Raw genomic sequence first — 21,816 nt, forward strand, 5'->3', positions numbered from 1 at the left:
TGAGAAAAATGGATTTATAATTTTTACACTTTTTAGAGTAAATATCTGATTTTATAGTAATTAATTGGGGCTCATCGCTTTTAAATCATTCAGAATTTTGTTTATGGCCTCGCTATCTAAGCCAAACGATGCAGGCAAGGAATGACTTGCATATTCGATTGGATAGCCCATCACCTGGCTGAGCCATGGAGAATCCATCAAACCCGGCAAGTGTTCTCTGAGAAGTTCTCTGCCTTCCTCATAAGCAATCAATTCTGCTATTTTTTGATCCACATGCAGTCTTGGCTGAAATTCAGATTCAATCATTTTCAATTCCTGATTGATAGCCTCCAGAATATCAGCAGTCACAATATCCGGCGTAAATTGAGCTACTTGTACCAACGGCATTGTTGATGCGATATCAAATGATTCACTTTCCAGTAATTCGGGAATATGTTCTTCCAGAATACTTCGCGCTTCTTCATTTTCCATCAAAGCCCATAACTCCGTATTGGTGCTAAACTCACTGGTGGCCAACAGAGATTCAAGCCTGTTCGATGAATACACGAATTGATAACGTCCGGATCCAACTTCTACTTGTACATTCTCACCTGACTGGGAAAATCCAAGAATTTCTTCGGCTTGATCCAGTACATTCTCACTTTCCCGAACGCCATTCACGTTCGCAAAAGGAAGTGTAACTACGGTGGTTGTATTGGATGGAATTTCAACGATCAAATGCATTTGGTCATCTTTATAATGCCATTGCGATTCCACCTTGCCATACATGGAATCAAGAAAACTCCTTACGTAATTCAATCCACCTCCAAAATGTGGATGAATGGAGATTCTCTTATATCCCGCAGTTTCCTGATCAATTCCCGCAACAGATTTATAAAGCCATTCTCCAATGGCACCGTAGGCGTAATGGTTATAGGAGTTCATCCCCGGATCCTGGAATGAACCATCCGGCTTAATGCCGTCCCAACGTTCCCAAATGGTAGTTGCACCCATTGTGACCGGATAGAGCCATGACGGATACTCTTTTCTCAGCAATAACTCATAGGCTTCGCCGGTATGCCCGTACTGTGTTAAAATCGGGTTGAGATGCGGTGTCCCTAAAAACCCGGTTGTTAAATGCCCGCGTTCATTAACTCTTGCCAAAAGATACTCTACAGCTTTTGATTCCATATCTTCAGTAAGCAGATCAAACTGAAGAGCCAACAGGTAAGCCGTTTGAGTATTCGACATTATCCGCCCGCTTGATGTCATATACTCATGCTGAAACGCTTCTCTGATATTTTCAAAAAGTTCTTCGTACTCTTGTGCATCCATATCCTTCCCGAGAATTCTGGCAGATCGAGCCAGTAAATCCGTTGAATGACCAAAGAACGCGGTTGATATCAGAGCTTTATCTGTATACGCACCGGGATAATCAGAGGCCGTGCTGTTAAAAGAAAGCCAGTCGCCGAATGTGAAATTATTATCCCACAAATACGTAGTACTGTCCATTGCAGCCCGGGTTTTCATGTATTCTACCCAATCCTTCATGCTTTCGTATTGGGTTTCAAGAATCTGCTCATCGCCATACGCCTGGTAAATCGTCCAGGGTACAATCACGCTCGCATCTGCCCACCCCGATGAACCGGCTGCCTGAGGCCCCAACACATTTGGAACAACATACGGCACACTTCCATCTTCATTTTGATCGGCATCCACATCTCTCATCCATTTTGAAAGAAATCCCGAGGCGTCCATATTATAACAGGCCGTTGATGCAAATACCTGGATATCACCCGTCCATCCAAGCCGCTCATCTCGTTGTGGACAATCTGTTGGGATATCCACAAAATTTCCTTTTTGTCCCCAAACAATGTTATGCTGAAGCTGATTGAGCAACGCATTGGATGTCTCAAAATGACCGGTAGGCTTCATGTCTGAATGGAGAACAACAGCCGTTAAATCATCTTCGGAGAGCTCTCCGGGATATCCCTCTATTTTTACATATCTAAATCCCTGAAATGTAAAATGAGGTTCAAAGGTTTCTACTCCTTCGCCTTTAAGAATAAATCGGTTTGTCTGTTCGGCGGCGCGAATGTTTGCCGTATAAAAATTTCCTTCCTTATCTAAAACTTCTGCGTGTACAAGCGAAATCTCGGTTCCGGCTTTCCCTTCGGCACTTATTTTAACCCAGCCTACCAGGTTTTGCCCAAAATCTACAACGGTATCTCCTCCGGGAGTTTCAAATATTTCGATGGGGTTTAAGGTCTGAATCTTGCGAACCGGCGGACCTTCCGGTGCAACCAGATTTTCTTTGGTGTGATGGGCAACGTTTACCCCAAACCAATCACTATCATCATAGCCGGTTTTTGTCCATCCTTCTTTTTCGAGACGGGCATCATACATTTCACCATTATAGATGTCTGATTTCAGAATGGGACCGGTCGAGGACATCCAATTATCATCCGTGCCAAATGTGGCAACACTACCATCTTCATAAGTTACTTCGATCTGAGCCAGAAGACCCAATGTTTTTCCATAGTGATTTCGCGCATCTCCCCAAGCCAAATACCCGCGATACCAGCCATCGCCCAACATAACGCCAACTGCATTTTCTCCGGTTTCCAGAAAATCGGTAATATCATAAACCTGATACTGCAACCGATTGTGATAACTTGTCCAACCCGGAGTAAAATAGCGATCACCCACTCGTTCTCCATTAATTTCCATCTCGTAGATGCCGTGACTTGTGATATAAATCCGCGCGGATTCCACTTGTTTATCCAACTCAAATTCATTGCGGAACATAGGGCTTGGCGGAGATATGGTTGAATCCTGTTCAAAACCCGGCTCTATCCAATCGGCTTGCCAGTCATCTGAACTCAACAATCCCATTTCCCAAAAAGAAGCCTCACTCCAACCAGCCTCATTCCCGTGATTATCCTGAATTTTCACTCTCCAATAATATCTTTTACGAGATTCCAATTCAGGTCCGTCGTATGCTATTTGAGTCGACTGATCAGACCCGATTTCTCCTGTATCCCAAACCACATTTAAAAAATCTTCGCTTTCAGATACCTGTATTTGATAGGAGGTTTGATGCGTATTTCTACGGTCGCTCATTATTTTCCAGGAAAATCGTGGATTAGGATCATCAATTCCTATCGGATTGGTGAAATATTCCACTTGAAAATCGTAGAGTTCCAAATCATTAGCAGGTTGAGCGTTGGCCTCAAAAAAACTTCCGGCTGACATTATTACCACATACAGAGAAAAAGAGATGAAGAAGTGAAAAATTTTCATGTTATTCATACAGATAGATTTTCGAATTCAGTTGGTTTCGAAATGGAAACAAAAATGAATTGAACATTTGTTCATTTTCGAATAATTGTCAATATTCAATTTATGAAACCGACTCTGAAAATCAACATTATTTTCATGATGTAACACTTTGATAATCAAAGAGAATGGCAAGAACCAAAGACCCGATTGATATTAGGCTGATCAGTAAGATCAGCACAATGTATTACAACCAGGATTATAACCAGCAGCAAATTGCGAACAGGCTTCACCTCTCCCGGCCGAAAGTGTCTCGCATGCTTAAACAAGCCCGGGAACAGGGAATTGTGCAGATTACAATTACAACGCCGAACAGCAATTTTGTTGAACTTGAACATTCTCTTGAAAATAAGTTTGGGCTGAAAGAGGTGATTCTCGTTGAATCCGACGCTGATATGTCGGCAGATGTGATCAAACGTCAGATCGGGTCGGCAGCGGCAAACTACCTGAACCGCACCGCCCAGGAAGGAGATGTGATTGGCGTAACCTGGGGAACTACTTTACAGGCAATGGTTGAATCCATGCAGCCTAAACCTATTAACGGCTTGCATATTGTTCAGGCCCTGGGAGGAGTTGGGCCTCCTGAAGCAAAAGCCCATGCTGCGGATATCTCCCGGCGGCTCTCTCAGCTCCTTAATGCAAAACTGACTCTTCTCCCGGCTCCGGGAATTGTGGGAAGTGTTCAGGCCAAAGAGGTTTTGATGGATGACCCACAAGTAAAAAATGCCCTTGATTTATTTCCCATAATCAACACTCTTTTTGTTGGAATTGGCGCTTTAAAAACCAACCCCGTTTTAAATAAAAAGAGCAAAGAGCTCTCAGAATCAACTTGTCGGGAAATATTGAATTCTGATGCTGTTGGCGATATCGCACTTCATTTCTTTGATGCGAATGGTAATGAGGCTAAAACCCGCTTGAAAGATCTTATACTTGGAGTTTCTCCGGAGCAGGTCATGCAAATTGAAACGGTTGTGGGCATTGCAGGGGGACCCGAAAAAGAGGAAGTGATTCATGCCGCACTATTGGGAAAAAATATAAACGTATTGATTTCGGATAGCCTTACTGCCAAAAAAGTATTAGAAATCTGATACAATTATCTTTTTTTTAAAGTGGGACGAACCTCTGTAAATCATTGAGTCCGCAATGTAAAAATCGACAGCTGATTTCTTATTCTTCAGCTGTCAATTCAAACTCGTAGCGTCCTGATGTCACATCAAGTTCTACAAAACCGTTTTCTTCTCGCCCGCTGATAATTTGTGTATCGCTTTCTACAACTTCTCCTTCACTCCAAACCGTCTCTCCACCTTCTGAAATTTGAACATTATTCCAACTCATAGTTGGAATACTAACTTTGCCTGTTGTATTTGCAGGAATTGTTATTTCCAGAGTCAAACTGTTCTCCGATTTTTCCCACCTGGATGATACCGTTCCCCGAACCGTTTCAACCGAGGCTTCCGCCCAATTCATGTCATCCGGAATATATGGTTTGATATGAATTTCCTTGTAACCGATGGATGTTCCAGCATTTGTCGGGGCCTGAATTCCCGCTAAATACTTGTAGAAATATTCATTGACAGTTCCAAACATTTGGTGATTATGAGAGCTTTCGGCATCCCAGCTTTCCCAAAGCGTGGTGGCTCCATTTTCAATCCAATGGCCCCAGCTTGGAAATGTTTTTTTGGTTACTACTTCGTGAAGAACATCCTCTCTTCCCTCTTCAGCCAAGACATTAATCAGGTGTTTGGTACCCAGAATTCCTGTTCCCAGATGGCCGTTGCTTGTAACCTGAATATCGTGAATTAAGTTTTCCAGAACGGCCTGGCGGTTTTCTTCCGGCACTAAATCTCCACTCAAAGCAAAGAGCAAATATCCCTGGTAAAGTTCTTCTGTTCCATACAAGTTTTGCTCCTCAAGGAAAAACTTCTCGTTAAAGGCCTCCTTGATAGAATCGGCCAATGCCAGATAATTTTGTCGGTCTTCATCACTCCCCAAAACTTCTGCAATATCCGCAAACGTTAAAACATCAAGATACCAGTAGTAAGTATTTGTCAATGGATTGTTGGGGCCGGTTCGATCGCGAACCGGGGCTTCCCATTCTCCCAGTGAATCCCAATAGCCACCAAATTCGTTGATTATGTAATCTTCATCCGGGTTTTCATCATTTTCCGAAGCAAGATTTTCAAGATAGCTCATATATCTTTTCATGCTCTCGTAGTGATCCTCAAGAATCCGGGTATCCTCATAGTATTGATACATCCACCAGGGAAGTAAAATGTATGCACTTCCCCAGGCGATTCCTCCGCCAACGCCGCCTAACATCAACGGAGATGTGTTGGGAATACGGCCGTTTTCATATTGAGCGTCTTTCATGTCATTCAGCCATTTTTGATAGAAAGAATGCATCTGAAAATCGTGAATGGATGTCTCAGCGATAACCTGACCGTCTCCGTTATATCCGCCCTTTTCCCGATGCGGACAATCTTCGGGATAGCCGTGCAGATTTCCTCGTTGTGACCATATCGCCGCCTCGTAAATTTGATTCAGAAGTGTATCAGAAGAAGCAAAATGTCCATTTCGCTCCAAGTCAGAATGAACCACCTGTCCGTCAACTTCCAGCGATCCAATCGCGTCGGGATTATCTACCTGAACTTCAATGTATCGAAATCCTGAATAGAAAAACTTTGGTTCGTAGGTTTCGGTTCCGTCTCCTTTTAAGATATATGTTGTCCAGACATTCGCATGATATTGCTCGCTGGTACTAAGACTGTCTCCCGGCTCAAGCGCGTTTGGAAAAAGCTCATTATTCAGGGTTTCTGCTGCCCGAATTTTGATCTCCGTTCCCTGCTCCCCATCAACTGATAATTTCCACCATCCGGGTATATTTTGTTCGAGATCAAACAGGTAAATACCGGATTTCGGATTGGTTCGCGTGGCCGGTTCAATCGTTTCTACAACACGGATTGGCGGCATAATCTGGGAATCCATAAGAACATCCGGATCTTCTACAACTTTCACAGGTTGCCAGTGTGCATCATCAAAATCCACTTGATTCCATCCCTCCTGTTCCAGCCGGGCATCGTAATCTTCACCCCCGTAAACGTTGTTGTAAAGAATGGGACTTGCATCTGTTTTCCACTCATTGTTGCTCCAAATAACCTCTTCTGAGCCATCTTCGTAAAGAATGTGTAGCTGAAGAATCCCCATTGGTGTTCCAAATTGATTGTTCGAACCAAACCAGGTCCATCGCCCCTCTTCCGGTTTGATTCGGAAAGCACTATTTCCAAGCCAAAAACCAGCGGCGTTTGTTCCTTCATTCAGATGATCCGTTACATCATACGTTTCGTATAGGATCCGTTTGCTAAAATCTGTAATGGCCGGATCAAGTACATGATCCCCAACTTTTTCGCCATTTAGATAGAATTCGTAGTAACCCACTCCGGTTATAAACGCGGTTGCCGATTGAATTCCCTGATTAATCGTAAACTCATTTCGTAACAATGGCGATGAAACCGTGCTGTCGGGAGTGGTAATCCACCGGGCTTGCCAATCGTCTGCATCCAGCAAGCTCATTTGAAAATGCTGCGTTTCACTCCAAGACGTGGGATTCCCATTCTGATCCCACACCCTGGCCTTCCAGAAATATTTCTGTCCACTCTCCAGAGCCGAACCTTCATATGGATTATTAATCGTACTCGAACTGTTTACCTTTCCTGAATCCCATAGACTGCCTTCTTCATTTTCAAGATCATCAGGATTTTCAGAAACTATAATTCTATATGCTGACTGGGAAGCACCGCGTGAACCATTCTCGTAAATCCAGGAAAATTGCGGATCTTTCACATCAAGACCCAAAGGATTAGAAAGATGCTCAACCTCTAAACTTCGAATCCCTGAAAGATTTTCATCTTTAGAACAGTTGGTAAATAAAAAAATAAAACCACCGAGCAGAAGTAGAATAATGATTTTTTTCATCGTATTAATGAGTGAGTGATCAGATTCTCATTAATCTACTTTTTGTTCATGAATTTTAAAAATAACCACTGATTATAAATTTTCCAGTTCAAATCAAACTTAAAATTTGTACAGCCACAATTAATAATACCATTGCAACAGGATATACAGTTGCGTATGCAATGGACGCTGCATCGGAATCTGACATACTATCGACCGTAGCCAGGCCGGGAGTACTGGTCATACTACCCGTTAGCGTTCCCAAAAAAGTTAACAGATTTATCTCAAAGAAATATTGAGCGATTATCGTTGTGAGGATCAGCGGAACCAATGTGATTAAGAGCCCGTAAATAAATAGGGATAATCCATATTCTGTAAATGTATAAACTAAACTGGAACCTGCACTTGTACCTACTGCAGCCAGAAAAAAAAGTAAACCCAGCTGCCGTAAAAGCTGATTGGCTCCGCCTGACATCGTCCATATAAATGGACCGGTTTTCCCCATTCGGCCAAGCCACAAAGCTGTCAGTAAAATTCCACCTGTTAGTCCCAGGCTAAATGTAAACGACCCAAAACTGATACTGAACTTCCCCGCAAGAATACCAATTATAATTCCGACGGCTATTGGAAGAAAATCCGTATCAGATAGCCGAGTATCATTATCACCAAAGAAGCGACTTACCTGTTTCATATCTTCTTTATTACAGGCAACCATCAACTTATCTCCCATCTGCAAACGAAGTGTGGAATTTGGCGAAAATGAAATTCCTGAACGCCTCACACGGGTTACTGTGGCATTGTAGGTTTGAAGAATATTCAATTGAAGCAGCGACTTATTCACGACCTCTTTATTCGTGACAAGAATGGAGCGAACATCATACTCTTTGCTCAATGGTATGTGCACATCAGTTGGTGATCCGATTAACAGCTCTACTTTTTCAAGTGCATCTTTTGTGCCAACGGCCTTAATCAGATCACCTTTGTGTAAAATGGTATCCTGTTTTGGGGTAATTGAGATATCTCCATGCATTACCCGCGAGACGACCGCTTTAGTCATACTTCGTATCCTCAGTTCACCAATACTTTGGCCGGTTACATTCTCATTTTCAACAATAAAATTTTTCGTAACTACTTCGGGATATTCTTCAATCTGTTCTTCTTTATACTTCTCTTCTGCTTCAGAAACCGACTTGCGAAGAATACGCGGCAGAAAGTTTACAAACAGAATCACACCTATTACACCAAACGGATAGGCAATTCCATAGCCAATAGATGCGAGTGAGGACCCCGTAATATCAATGGCTGCTGCAAGGCCGGGAGTACTTGTCAGCGCTCCGGTTAACAGACCAATACAAAGGTTTTTATCAACTCCTAAAAATGTAAAGATCAGAAAAGTGATTACAGCTGAAATCAAAATCAAAAAAGTTGCTAAAATTGCCAGTTCTCTCCCATGCTTTTTGAAAGATGTGAAGAATCCGGGACCAGCCTGAATCCCAATCGTGAATATAAAAAGTACGAGACCCAGGTATTGAAAATCTGCGGGAATCTGAATTCCAAAATGTCCAAAAATCAGGGCCACAAAAATGACGGCAGAAACATCCAGCGAAACTCCCCTGATTTGAATTCTACCTAATAGAAAACCACAAACAATGATAAAAAACAGGGCAAAATAGGTGTGTGACAAGAAATCCATTTGATGATTTTTTTACTATTTGAAGGAGATGATCTCTCTGTTATAAATTCTCAGAGTTATCTGAAGAAATGATGAATCAATAAAAGTATTACCAAAAAAAGGTCCGGACCAAAATTTTTCCCATTAACCCCATACAATTGCTACATATTTTCCTGGTTCATTTTAGCTAACTTCTTTCCCCGTGATTTTGAAGACCAACGCTGTTTCAGCTGACTGATTATCCATCACTTTCTGTGGTATCTGAATGGTAAGCCCACCCTCATCTGTAAACTCCCAATTCAAAGGTTGATCATGCCCAAGAAGAGTTACTTCGGAACCTTCCTCCGGTTGAAGATAGCTGAATTGAACGGATTCACCTGAAGTGTCAAAAGTTATTCCGTAGTAAACCGGTTCGCCTTTCTTTTTTGTGTATCGAATATTTTCTCCTTCACTGAAATGATTTTGAAGACGTTCTGTGGCATAAATGGCTTCCGAGTTTATGGCCATCCAGTCGCCCATATCTGCAAGACGCTCAACGCTTGGCTGTGGAATCAATCCTTCTGCAGTTGGCCCTACATTCAGGAGGTAATTCCCTCCTTTTGCAGCAACATCAACAAGATTAAAAATCAGGTTTTCTGAGGATTTCCAGTTGTCATCGTATTCTTTATATCCCCAGGTATCATTCATTGTCATGCAGGATTCCCAGTCAAAATCGCTGGTGCTCTCAAGAATCTCCTGCTCAGGCGTACCAAAATCGCCGACGAATGCACCGCCTTCTTCGTTCATTCCCTGCATTCCCTTTCTGCCTACATCCACACGATTATTGATGATCATTTCAGGGTCCATCTGGCGAAGCATCACGTACATATCTACTGCTTGTTCGTGTTTCCATTCCGGAATCCATTCTCCATCAAACCACATAACAGCGGGATCGTACTCTTCTACCAATTCGCGAACCTGCGGAATCAGGTAATTTTCAACATAGCTGTCGAAATTGGGGTTTGATTTTTCACTGGTATTGTAGGTTGGATAATGAGGCGCCTGAGCATCCGGATGATGCCAATCCATAATGGAGTGATAAAAACCGAGTTTTATGTCGTGTCTGTCAGCGGCAACTTTCAGATCATCTAAAAGGTCTTTTTGAATTTCTGCATATTCGGCCGAGTTATAATCCCCAACCTCTGATTCCCACAAACCAAATCCATCGTGATGCTTGGACGTTATAATGATGTATTTCATCCCTGCATCTTTCGCGATTTGTACCCATTCTTCTGCATTGTATTGAGTAGGATTAAATTGCCGGGAATACTCCTCATATTCTTCAATCGGGATTTGAGCACCGTTCATAATCCATTCTCCGGTGGTATTGTCAATTCGTTTGCCATTATAAACACCTGCTGGTACTGCATAGGGTCCCCAGTGGATGAAAAGGCCGAATTTTGCATCACGCCACCACTCCATTCGGTCATCAAAATCTTCTTCGGATTCGTTGAGAATTTGTTCACGGGTGAGAGCTGTTTCCTCTTTGGAGTCCTTTTCTTCTGATTCCTGGCAGGCAGAAAGCAGCGTTATAAAACATATAGCTAGAATGAGAAATATAGTCCTTTTCATCATGTGGTTACTTTATTTGAATCGTCATTATAAACAGAGTGAATCAATCATCAATCTGAATAAAAGGTTAGGATTGCCAAACTTCATTCACTTTTTTTCATTTTGTTCGCAATGAGTCATTCATATTTATATGTCATCAGAAAAACCTGAAAATACTGTAAATCGCCGCCATCAAAATGGCGATTACACTTACCCAAAAAGCAATATCGTAAAAAATGGTCGGTTTTAATTCCACTTTTAATTGTTTGTAACGGAAGTGGATAGCTGCAAAAACGACAATCAGAAGAAGGACTGATGTAAAGAATCCACCGATGATTACCATCAACACAGGCAATTGAACAAACAAAAACATCAATGCCCAAAGCAAAGGAAATACCCACGCAAAAATGGCAATGGCTTTTCTTCTTTGTTCAATATCATGGAAATTTAGAAACCCAAGTTTGCCAAAGGCATCAGCAAAGATTCGGGTCCAGCTGGCCAACGCACTAAAAAGCGTAGAGAAGAGAACAACTACGGCACAAATCAAAAACATATTCCTGGCACCGGGGCCGAGGGTTTCTGTATACATCCCCGAAAGAGTTTCGATCATTTGGTATCCTTCCGGAACGCGATCTTGTGCATGTAAAACCGCAGCTCCCAAAATATAGAATGCCGCTGTAACCAGGGTGTAAACAATCATGGAAAGTACGGCATCCCAATACATCACTTTAATCCAGCCTTTCGCCCGCTTCACCCATTCCGGGTTATTTGCTGCCGGACCGGTATAAGCTGCGTATCCTTTTTCGATACACCAGTAGTGATAATACATGATTTCGTCCCCGCCAACACCCGTCAAACCAAAAGCGGCAATGGCCACCCCAACCGTTGCGGTTGGCAGATTGAACTTGAGACCATATGCAATATCCTGCCACGAGTAAGCAAAATCCGTAAACTGTAAAAAGTAAACCGATAGAAATGTGAGCACAGTAAAGAAAGCGATCATCACCAGCGAGAACCGCTCAACAAATGTGTAATAGCCCCTAAAGACAAGCAATGCCGCGAGTATCGCCGCGATAAATGTCCAGATTGTAACATTTAAGGAGGGGAAGAAAATATTCATGGTGATGGCTACGCCTCCCACAATTCCGCCAACTTGCAAAAGCTTAAAAAGCTGGATAAAAAGCCACGTCCAAATTGTCCAGTTAATATCTCTGTATTTCCAACCCGGCAAACGGTTAAACGCACTCATTACGGTTTCACCATTACTGATGGCATGGTTGCCGAATTCTAACTGGAGGGTCACTTTGATCAGGCAACTCAGTATTATCACCCAAAAGGTTACGAATCCTGCTCTTGCACCCAACGTTGTGGTGGCGATCAATTCCCCAGATCCTACAATCGCTGCTGACATTACAAAACCAGGGCCAAGATGTTTGAGAGTTCCCCAAAAAGTTTCGGGGGGATCTTTGATTTCCTCTTCGGTTAGTATGTAAGGATCTTTGGGACGATCCCTGTTTTCATCCTTCATTCGTATTTTTTAAGTCAACCCTTTTTTGAAACGGTACCAAGTATGCAGGCTTAAAATCATGTTTTGGCAGGTTCCCGCATCCCAACAAATAGTAGTTTATTTTAATCGACAAGACAAATTCTTCAGATTTCAGAAAAAGACTATCCTTAATCTGCACTTTGATCCTGTGATTTACACGAACCTACTTGTTTTTTTCTTCGATCCACTTACTCATGAATTTTGTGCTATTCATGGTGTGATGCATCAGCATGGATCCCATAAAATTATTTTTCCGGTGCTTTTCGAGGTTTTCCATGATTGATTTGATCCGGGTTAATAATTCCGGCTCAAATTTTGACCGGTCAAACCTGCTTTTGAGCAATTCAAATCCTGTATTCTGTGACGTTTTCCAAAAATCTGAATCCTGATAAAGCTCGGCAGAAGCATTTGCAAACTGTTCAGGATCATCGGCGATTGCACCATTCCATTTGCAGCCCAACACGATCCCTTCCGCACCAACGGTTGTGGTGACAGAAGGAGTTCCGCACAACATCGCTTCTACTAATTTTCCTTTAATTCCAGCACCAAATCGTAAAGGTGCCAACAGAACTTTTGCTTTTCCGATTACCTCTTTTGCATCGCTTGCCCTGCCTTTAATCAAAAAACCATCATCAGGATTGCTGAGTTGAAAGTTTTTTTTTGCGGGATAGGAACCATAGACATACAGTTTCGCTGATGGCAACTTCGCCCGAATGAACGGCCAGATTTCCTCTTTCAACCACAGAACGGCGTTCCAATTTGGCTCATGTCTGAAATTTCCGATAGCAACAAATCCATTTCGCTCTTCAAAACTAAGCGTGGGTTCATGAAACGGTTCTTTATCAAAATTCAAAAGAAACGGCAGATAGAGAAGTAATTTCTCATCAATATGAAAAGCATCTTTTAGAATTTGAATTTCAACATCAGAGATAATCAGCGACAAGTCACATCTCAAAATGCTGGCAATTTCTCTTTTTGCCGTCTCTTCAGAAAGCAGATCATCTACTTCAAATTTCAAGTTTTTTTTCCATGCATTTTGACGTGCATTCCGCAAACAGTGGAGATCTTCCGTATCAAGAATTCGTAGCGCATCAGGACAGTTTTCCGCAACTCTCCAACCAAATTGTTCTTCGGTCATGTAGCGGTCGAAAAGCACTGCATCCGGGTTTAATTGACGGATGAAATCATCAAATGAAGAATCGTTCAGAAGTATCGGTTGTTCATCTACGCCAATTTCAGAAAGGTCAAATGAATAATCACTTTTTGCCGCCGGGCTCGAAAATGTAATGTCCCACCCATCATCAAGAAATAATTCAATAAGTTGAATCATCCGGCTGCCTGCTGCCGAAGATTTCGGTTCTGGCCACACTTTTCCGATGATGAGTAAATTTTTCTGAACAGGCATGCTCATCGCCTTCGTTATCTTTATAAACTTCGCGGATTATCCATCACAACAGAATGTGAAGGAATGTGAATTTTTAAAAAAATCGGCCGGTATTGCTTACAAACGCAATTTTTTTGCTATCGGGTGACCAACTCGGCACATTGATGGTTCCTTGTCCACCATACAAATATGCAATAATTTTCGGTTCTCCACCTTCAACAGGCATCATGCGGAGCGTTACATTTTTGTAGAAAGGATGGTCTCCGGAATCTACATCGGTTCCAAAACTCACAAAAACCATCTTTTTACCGTCCGGCGAAATATGCGGAAACCAATCGTTGAAATCCTCATCAAAAGTGAGCTGTGTTTCATTACTTCCGTCGGCATCCATTCGCCAAATTTGCATTGCTCCTGTTCGATTGGAATTGAAGTAAATATACTTTCCATCCGGTGAATATTCCGATCCGTCATCCAAAGTAGGTGTATCGGTCAGCTGAGTTTCCTCCCCGGTATTTACATCAGCACCAAAAAGGTTGGGATTGCCATTTCGGAAACCGGTAAATATCACGGTTTGATTATCCGGCGAAATTCCATGTAGAAACGAATGGCCAGCCTCTGGTTTTGTAACTTGTTTCGGATTGTCGCTTCCCTCAACAGGCATGATATAGATCGTGGAACTTCCCGTCTCAGGATGTTGGCTACTGATCCCGATCATGGTGCCATCCAAAGAAAGAACATGATCGTTGTTATTATTGGTAATATTTCCGGTATTCAGATACGTAATTTTACCGTCATCAAACCAATAATTGTATAAATATCCATTCGAATTAAAAACTAGACGCTTATCATCTACCGTCCAATTTGGAGCCTGAATGGAATGTTCACTTCTGTGAATTACTTTCTGAATTCCCGTTTCGATATCGAGTATCTCCAATCGGCTTCCCAGATATTGCTGATATTGAGTCATATCAGCCGGGGCCGGTTTGGTAATTCTTACATTCTTGAACACTGCCGTTTCAACCACGTCTGCATTGTGAGCACTGATATAGATACCGGCAAACACCTCGTTTCTCAACTCCACATCCGAAACTTCCACAATGGTAAAAGGCTCTCCTTTTTTTGCAGTTTTCATGATAAATGTACCGCCAATCCTTGATAACTCAACAACATTCGGTAAACTATCAGAAGAGACACTTTCCAGGGTTTCTGCACCCACTTCTTTTCGATATTGAAGGGATGTCAGCCCATTTCCATGAACCGCCGCATTTACCATCGCAGAATTAGGAGTGAGTGTATTCCGAACCGTCCAGCCAATTTTCCGGTGTGGATCTACACCTTCACCTATGAATTCGAGTTCGGCACGAAGGATAAAATCACCCTGAATGGGAGCCCAGAGATATCGAAATTCATCATGATCAAACCACATATTCTCGCCAGAACCAATGAGAGTATACCCTCCTGTTTTCGGATCGTACGATACACGCCCCTCATGTTTTACATCACCGATGTCGAGTGTGTTCTCAAAGATTCCCAGATCATTAATTTTGTGACTGGAAAATGATCCTGTAAATCCAATGATCAGGCTGAATAGAATCGGAATTATTAAATAAAAAAACGATTTAACCATAGCGCTTCATTTTTAAAATGTTCAGGTAGACAGTGGCTGTATTGTCATTATACTATCTTTTGGCTTGAAAAAGTAATTCAGAAAGCTGCACTAGTCATAACGCGGTGACGGGATATACAAACTTCTCTCAAGCGATTTATAATACTCTAAATCATGCTCCGGTTTTTCATATTGGTCAGGAATCGGCATGTCGGAAAAAGTTTGAAAATAGAGCACACACGAATCCCGCCATCGAACAGCGTCTTTCTCCTGGATTTCAAGTAGTGCCTTCACATGTTCAAACCGATGTTCATCAATCAATCCTTCTATAGAATTCCACTGCTCTTGCATCCACCGGACCTGTTCAACTCCTTCGTAATATTTATGAACCAATTCCTCCCAAAGTGTCCGTCCGGAATTCATCTCGTAATTCCAGTCAACATGATGAAACCACAGCAGGTAATCTTCTGGTGTTGATTCTATTTTATTAAATCGTTTCCTAACCGGTTCATGATACTGTTCAATAGCGTTTGAACCGCTCTGGGTGCGATCAAATCCAATTCCATCCACATCTGCTTTGTGATAGTAAACTGCCGTCCAATCGGGGCGTGGCAAATCAGACGTCCACGGTGCGGGACCATAATGATGTCCCTGGGCGTAAAGATGTGTTAAGCCCAGAGGGGATCGATAATTAACACCGGCTTCTCGAGAAATCATCATGACTTCGCTAATGGGATCAAGAAATTCCGGTTTATTTGTAAACGTCATTTTCAGCCACTCATCAGCAATTTCGCCGGCAGAAAGTGTGTAATCCCAGGCCAACCGGCCAAAAGCATACCAACTGGATTGAACAAACGGATGCCCGGTCCAATTACGATCCGTTCCAATGTTCAAAACCCCGGCCATTCCAGTGTGCTCGTAATCAAAAACTTCTCCGGCCACAACTTTTCCGACCGTAGATCCTTCTCCATTCGCGAATGTATCGGAGTCCAAAGCTTCCTCAAAAAGTGTTCCCTGATAGGCCAGATGATATGAAAAGCCGAAATATTCCTGAGTGATCTGGAGTTCGAGCATTGTGTTCGTCTCCTCCATTGCTCCAAACAGCGGCGAAAACGGTTCCCTTGGCTGGAAATCAATCGGGCCGTTTTTAACCTGAAGAATTACATTGTCTTTAAATTGACCGTCAAGAGGAACAAATTCATCATAAGCTTCACGGAAACGGTCCTCCTGTTCCGGACTGTACACAAATGCACGCCAGATCACCACACCGCCATGAGGTTCAAGAGCTTCTGCCAAAACATTCGCGCCTTCAGCGTGATTTCTATCATACGCGAACGGCCCCGGCTGTCCTTCGGAATCAGCTTTCACAAGAAAACCACCAAAATCCGGTATCATATCATAAATTTGATCCGCTTTTTCTGCCCACCAATTTCGAACATTTGGATCAAGAGGATCGGCCGTATCCAACCCTCCAACCGATATCGGCGCCTGGTAATTGATGGATATGAAAACTTTAATACCATACGGACGAAAAATATCTGCAAGAACCACAAGCTTCTCCAAAAATTGATCGGATAACATTCGGGGATCAGCATTTACATTATTAACGGCTGTAGCATTAATCCCAATGGAAGCATTTAACCTGGCGTAATCGGTATAACGCGGATGTTTGTATTCAGGCAAAGTTCCCCAATCCCAAATAGAAAGTCCGGCGTACCCACGTTCAACGAGGCGACTTAAATTATCCCAATGATTGACCATTCTATATTCCACTTTTGGAGCACTTTGAATGGATATCTCAGAAATATTTTGGTGAGTTTGAATCTGTTTTAATAACCCGAACACGCCATATAATAATCCAATATCTGTATTCGCAGTAATTACTAGAGAGCGATATCCATCCAAATCAGCGTGTTCGATCAGGTAACCTTCATCTCCGATTTGAGCCAGTTTTTCATCAAAATTAAGCGATGATATTTGAGAGGAAGATTCAGGCGTTCCAATCAGTAGCGTACCGTTATTTTGAACCTGATCAGAAAAAGAAATCTCAAGACCCAATAAATCTGGAAGAGCTATATTTAATTCTTCCTTAATTACAGCCATCGTCGGAGAGTTTCCCTTCAGCACCACGGAACTCAAAACATTCCGATAATCATTTAGTAATTCTTGATTCTCTACTTTTTCGTAGTTAAGCCATGCTCTATATCCATCATCTATATTTTGGCCAAAAGTTACTGTTGGATGGATTGAAATTGAGGTGAGTACTAGTAATAAAAAGGTTAAAACAGATACTTTCATAGTTATGGCTTTTTTAAAAGAATACTGTATTACGAGACCCTTTATTTTATAAAAAAAAAGCCTGATTAAACAATCAGGCTTTTTTTAGAAACGGAAACTCTCAAATACTAATTAGTTATAGCTACACGAACACCTACTCCAAGTACCAGTTGTTCTTCTCTTTCGCTGCCCAAAACATATTTAGCTTCACCGAATGCCCTTCCGAAACCCAGGTCGACCTCAGCACCGCCACCAACATTTAATCCGGTATCTGTGCTGGAATCAGAAACATCACCAACAGAAATTTTCGAATAAAGCACATTCAAGCCGGTCAGTCCATAAATACTTATCAGTTCTTTATCCAGCAGCATCAGGTGAACATTTGCATTTCCTTCAATTTGGGTAAGATTATCTTCCGGTTTTGAAAAACCCACATCCCCTCCAATTCTTAGTGGCAAATTCGGAATGCTGTAATAAGCATTTACCTGGAAATTAAAATCTTCGGATTTACTCCCGTATCCGACTCCTCCCCCTGCAGTAATTGTTTGTGCCTGTGCAGAAATGGCTGCCAACAAAAACATACCTAATGATAGAATAATAGCATATGTAAATTTATTCATCTCGTTTACTCTGTGTGTTAGTTTTTAATTTTATTGAATGAATATGAAAATCAATTTCAATATTTCAAAGTGTAAATAGCTATCCAAAATTAAATATAATCATTGTTTGTCATAGCTACTTTTTAAGCTATGCGAAATTACTTTGACTTATGGCTCATTTTTTGTTATTAATGATAAAAATATCATTGAACCGACAAGAAAGTACCATGCACCCCTATTCATTCAATATTCTTATTCCCCTGTTTGCGAGCCAACTTTTACTGATTAATCCGGTTTCTGTTGATAATACGTCGCCAAAAAATGAAGAATCGCTTCGTACAATAATGGTTCAGGAAGAAATTTCTGAGGATTCAGCAGACCAGGTTTATCCGACAAGATTGAATTCTCTGATTGAGTATTTCGAATCAAAAGATCTGGATTTAAAATCGCTACTCGATGATCCGCAATTTGAGATTTACGATGGAATTGGAGATCGCTTTCGAAAATCAGCCGAAAAGAAAATCGGAACTCTGGAAGACTACAAACGGGTATTGGGCTTCGATGATAAAAAAGGACGTATCGGAGCATTTATGACAACCTATTCCAGCCCTCTCCAAGAAGCTCAGGAGACATACCAAATTCCTAAATATGTTATTGCTGCAATTATTGGAATAGAGTCTGATTTCGGGAAAAATATCGGTCGCTATAATCCTCTGAATGTTTACGTATCTATGTATAATGAAGATTATCGTGCAGATTTTGCAAAAGCCCAGTTGGAAGAACTTCTGATCTTTACAAACCGGAATAATATCGATGTTTTTGAGCTCAAATCGAGTTATGCAGGAGCGATGTCATACGGTCAGTTTATCCCGTATTCCATTAATCGATGGTTTGTGGGAGAGGATATTTTCGACATGACAAATAATATCCATTCCATTGCCAATTACCTGGCTCACTTTTATGAAGTGACAGGTTCGCTGGAAGGCGCTGTTTACCGGTACAATCCCAGCAGTTTATATCGGGATGCCATATTAGCCCTGGCAGATGAAGCTGAGAAAGAATACGTAAGTACGTCCGGTTCTGAGTAATACATTCGCTCTTATTGTTTGATTTAGGTTCTCTTGATAAGAACGTTTGGCTTCAGGTCATCGATTTTGGAACAACCAACCAATGTTAATATATATCTGGCCTGTTTTTCCCAATTGCAAAATAGTTCATCAAGTGAATCAAAACCTCCTTCTACAATCGCTTTTATGATAGGTTGAGCCGATGCCGTAAAATCAGCTCCTAAAGCCATGGCTTTTAAAATATCAAAAGCGCTACGTATTCCGCCAGAGGCTATCATCTCAAAGGAATAGTTTGTTCTTAATGAGTCAACCTGGCAAATGCATTCCACGGTCGATAATCCCCAATCATCAAATTCATGCATTGGATCCATTTGATTGTCTCGCAGATTTTCCACTTTTGCCCAGCTTGTTCCCCCTGCACCGGCTACATCAATTACAGATACTCCATGATCTAATAACCGTTGAGCTACTTGGGATGATATACCCGCGCCCGTTTCCTTAACAATCACCGGGCATTCCACTTTTTTGATCAGGTCAGCAATCCCGTCTTCTATACCTGAAAATTTCCGATCTCCTTCCTGTTGCATCAATTCCTGAAGCGGATTTAAATGAACGATGACTGCATCGGCTTCAATACTATCAATCATCATGCGAATTTTTTTCTCTTCTAATCCTCCAATTAATTGAGCCCCTCCAATATTTGCCGCAATAAAAGCTGTTGGGGCATGTGATCGTACAATAGAAAAGGATTCTACCTGTTGAGGATCTTCCAACATTACCCGTTGGCTACCTACCCCAAAAGGCAAGTTCTTCTCCTCACAGAATTCGGCAATAATAGTGTTTACCGCTCCTGCTTCTGCATATCCTCCCGTCATTGATGATATAAAAAGAGGAAAGGAGAATTCTCTATTCAAAAAACGAGCTGTCAGGTCAACATCCGATACATTAATCTCAGGTAAGGCGTTATGAAGAAAGTCGAACTGATTAAAACCAGCACTTTTATCATAAGCAACCTGCTGGTTTACACTTAAATCAACATGCTCTTTTTTTCGTTTCTGAATTGACATAGTTTATAGTACAGAATATAAAATGGCTTTTACCCGATTATATTCCCAAACCAATTGAATTATTTCATCATTCATAATGCAAACATTGAGATCTACCAATACGCTTTATTTAATACCAACACCAATAGCTAAAAGTAAGAATAATTCAGTTTTACCGGATTATACCGTTCAATTGATAAAAAAACTTAATTGTTTCATTGTTGAGAAAGTTCAAACAGCCCAGAGCTTTTTACAATGGATAGATCACCCTACCCCACTGCACGAAATTACTTTCAGAGTTTTAAATAAAAAAACACCTGAACATGAGGTCATCAGTTTTCTTAAGCTGTTGGAAGATCAATCTGTTGGCCTCATGTCGGAAGCCGGAGCGCCTGGGGTTGCCGATCCCGGCGCAGTTTTTACAAAGTTGGTTCATGAAAAGGATATTGAAATTGTTCCACTTGTTGGCCCTTCCTCAATTTTACTTGCTTTGATGGCATCAGGACTAAATGGCCAGCAGTTTTCATTTCACGGGTACTTGCCATTAGATGATTCAAAACGTGTTCAAAAAATTCAGGAGCTTGAAAGAGATTCATTCAGATCAGGATTTACACATGTATTTATGGAAACTCCGCACAGAAACAGTTCCATCTACTCTTTACTATTAGAGACTCTTCGGCCATCGACAAAGTTGTGTATTGCAGCAAATTTAACCTCTGACGAAGAGTACATAAAAACAAAAGTGATCAGGAATTGGATTGAAGAGAAACGCCCTGATTTACAAAAAATCCCAGCTCTTTTCTTGATAAATGCCAAATAAACTTCATGCATTAGGCTTTGGCCGCATTCTTTACACAATCTCTAAGAGCATCTATAACTCTTGATTTCCTTGTTCTAAAATTACCGTGACTCATATTCAGTTTTTTTGCAACGTCTTTGTCTTTTTCATTTATAAATTTCAGAACCTGCAAAAAAAACGTCCGCTTACCCTTCTTTAATTTACTGATGCAATACTCGAGTAATTTTTCTCTCTCTTCGGAATAAATAGAGCCCACTATTTCATCTCCAGTTGTTCCAATAACTCCCGAAAAATAAGAGTATTCACTTGGCACCTCAACCTTGTCTTTTCTGAGAATCATGAGATATTCATTGCGGGCAGAACGGATTAAATATCCAAAAATATCATTGATTTCGGTGATGGAACCTTCAATGATTTTTGTATAAACTTTTTCAAAAGCTTGTTGAGCACAATCTTTCGCAGTCTCGTCATTTGCCTTCATGACAGAAGCCAAATACAACGCCATCCTTTGAATAAATAAATTAGATATTCGATTTATTTCAGAGGTGTTAGCCGACGTAATTAACTCGTAAAATTCTTTACTCGAAATATTTTTCTGTTCCAAAAAAGAGATAACTGTCTGATTCTTTATGCTTTACAAAAAAATCATTTTTAAAAAATGCTTTGCAGAAAGCCATCATACATGAATATATTTAAAAAAATTTAATATTCTTTGTATATATTTATGTTATAAAAACTAATATAAAATATATTCTAATTTCCATATTTATTCTGTAACAAACTGCCTTCTTGTGCATCCTACTTATGTATAGTATATCAAAAATTTTGGCATTGAGCAGTAGAATTCAAATTAATATTCAATAAAAACAACAAACCTTACTGATATGAAAGCAAAACTTAACCTCCGACTTGCAACCGCCTCTTTAATCGTAGCCCTGTTCACCGGATGTGCCGGTATCAC

The 21,816-nt window shown here is 41.2% G+C and carries 14 protein-coding genes; 3 read left to right on the plus strand and 11 right to left on the minus strand.

Features of this window, described 5'->3' with window-relative positions; genetic code table 11:
* Window positions 1-60: 60 nt before the first annotated feature.
* Window positions 61-3,291 (minus strand): alpha-L-rhamnosidase, encoded by a 3,231-nt coding sequence (locus L0B18_RS14895; RefSeq protein ID WP_234572592.1) that lies wholly within the window; start codon window positions 3,289-3,291, stop codon window positions 61-63.
* A gap of 155 nt (window positions 3,292-3,446) precedes the next feature.
* On the opposite strand from L0B18_RS14895, the gene L0B18_RS14900 reads away from it, so the two are divergent.
* Window positions 3,447-4,406: a sugar-binding transcriptional regulator gene (locus tag L0B18_RS14900; RefSeq protein ID WP_234572593.1), complete on the plus strand. Its 960-nt coding sequence runs from the start codon at window positions 3,447-3,449 to the stop codon at window positions 4,404-4,406.
* A 79-nt stretch (window positions 4,407-4,485) separates the two neighbouring features.
* Here L0B18_RS14900 and L0B18_RS14905 read toward each other — a convergent pair whose 3' ends face one another.
* The 8 genes from L0B18_RS14905 to L0B18_RS14940 all read right to left on the minus strand — a co-directional run bounded on the left by L0B18_RS14905 (window position 4,486) and on the right by L0B18_RS14940 (window position 17,964).
* Window positions 4,486-7,290: a family 78 glycoside hydrolase catalytic domain gene (locus L0B18_RS14905; protein WP_234572594.1), complete on the minus strand. Its 2,805-nt coding sequence runs from the start codon at window positions 7,288-7,290 to the stop codon at window positions 4,486-4,488.
* Between the two features lie 88 nt (window positions 7,291-7,378).
* Window positions 7,379-8,962, minus strand: coding sequence for an aspartate:alanine exchanger family transporter (locus L0B18_RS14910; RefSeq protein ID WP_234572595.1), 1,584 nt, complete (start codon window positions 8,960-8,962; stop codon window positions 7,379-7,381).
* Between the two features lie 162 nt (window positions 8,963-9,124).
* A complete protein-coding gene (locus L0B18_RS14915; RefSeq protein WP_234572596.1) occupies window positions 9,125-10,555 on the minus strand; it encodes an alpha-L-fucosidase in 1,431 nt (476 codons plus the stop codon).
* 133 nt (window positions 10,556-10,688) lie between these two features.
* Entirely contained in the window at window positions 10,689-12,059 is a 1,371-nt protein-coding gene (locus L0B18_RS14920; protein WP_234572597.1) for an Nramp family divalent metal transporter, read from the minus strand.
* 181 nt (window positions 12,060-12,240) lie between these two features.
* A complete protein-coding gene (locus L0B18_RS14925) occupies window positions 12,241-13,482 on the minus strand; it encodes a glycosyltransferase (RefSeq protein ID WP_234572598.1) in 1,242 nt (413 codons plus the stop codon).
* Between the two features lie 73 nt (window positions 13,483-13,555).
* Window positions 13,556-15,088, minus strand: a complete 1,533-nt coding sequence (locus L0B18_RS14930) for a TolB family protein (RefSeq protein WP_234572599.1) — start codon at window positions 15,086-15,088, stop codon at window positions 13,556-13,558.
* A 90-nt stretch (window positions 15,089-15,178) separates the two neighbouring features.
* Window positions 15,179-17,365 (minus strand): alpha-glucuronidase family glycosyl hydrolase, encoded by a 2,187-nt coding sequence (locus L0B18_RS14935; RefSeq protein WP_234572600.1) that lies wholly within the window; start codon window positions 17,363-17,365, stop codon window positions 15,179-15,181.
* Between the two features lie 107 nt (window positions 17,366-17,472).
* Window positions 17,473-17,964 (minus strand): outer membrane beta-barrel protein, encoded by a 492-nt coding sequence (locus L0B18_RS14940; protein ID WP_234572601.1) that lies wholly within the window; start codon window positions 17,962-17,964, stop codon window positions 17,473-17,475.
* 185 nt (window positions 17,965-18,149) lie between these two features.
* Here L0B18_RS14940 and L0B18_RS14945 point away from each other — a divergent pair, with 185 nt between their 5' ends.
* Window positions 18,150-19,031 (plus strand): lytic murein transglycosylase, encoded by an 882-nt coding sequence (locus L0B18_RS14945; protein WP_234572602.1) that lies wholly within the window; start codon window positions 18,150-18,152, stop codon window positions 19,029-19,031.
* A 23-nt stretch (window positions 19,032-19,054) separates the two neighbouring features.
* On the opposite strand, the gene fni is transcribed toward L0B18_RS14945, so the two are convergent.
* A complete protein-coding gene (fni, locus tag L0B18_RS14950; RefSeq protein WP_234572603.1) occupies window positions 19,055-20,077 on the minus strand; it encodes a type 2 isopentenyl-diphosphate Delta-isomerase in 1,023 nt (340 codons plus the stop codon).
* Between the two features lie 76 nt (window positions 20,078-20,153).
* On the opposite strand from fni, the gene L0B18_RS14955 reads away from it, so the two are divergent.
* A complete protein-coding gene (locus L0B18_RS14955; protein WP_234572604.1) occupies window positions 20,154-20,876 on the plus strand; it encodes an SAM-dependent methyltransferase in 723 nt (240 codons plus the stop codon).
* A 10-nt stretch (window positions 20,877-20,886) separates the two neighbouring features.
* On the opposite strand, the gene L0B18_RS14960 is transcribed toward L0B18_RS14955, so the two are convergent.
* Window positions 20,887-21,459, minus strand: a complete 573-nt coding sequence (locus L0B18_RS14960; protein ID WP_234572605.1) for an RNA polymerase sigma factor — start codon at window positions 21,457-21,459, stop codon at window positions 20,887-20,889.
* Between the last annotated feature and the right edge of the window lie 357 nt (window positions 21,460-21,816).

It is taken from the genome of Rhodohalobacter sp. 614A (assembly GCF_021462415.1).
GTDB lineage: Bacteria > Bacteroidota > Rhodothermia > Balneolales > Balneolaceae > Rhodohalobacter.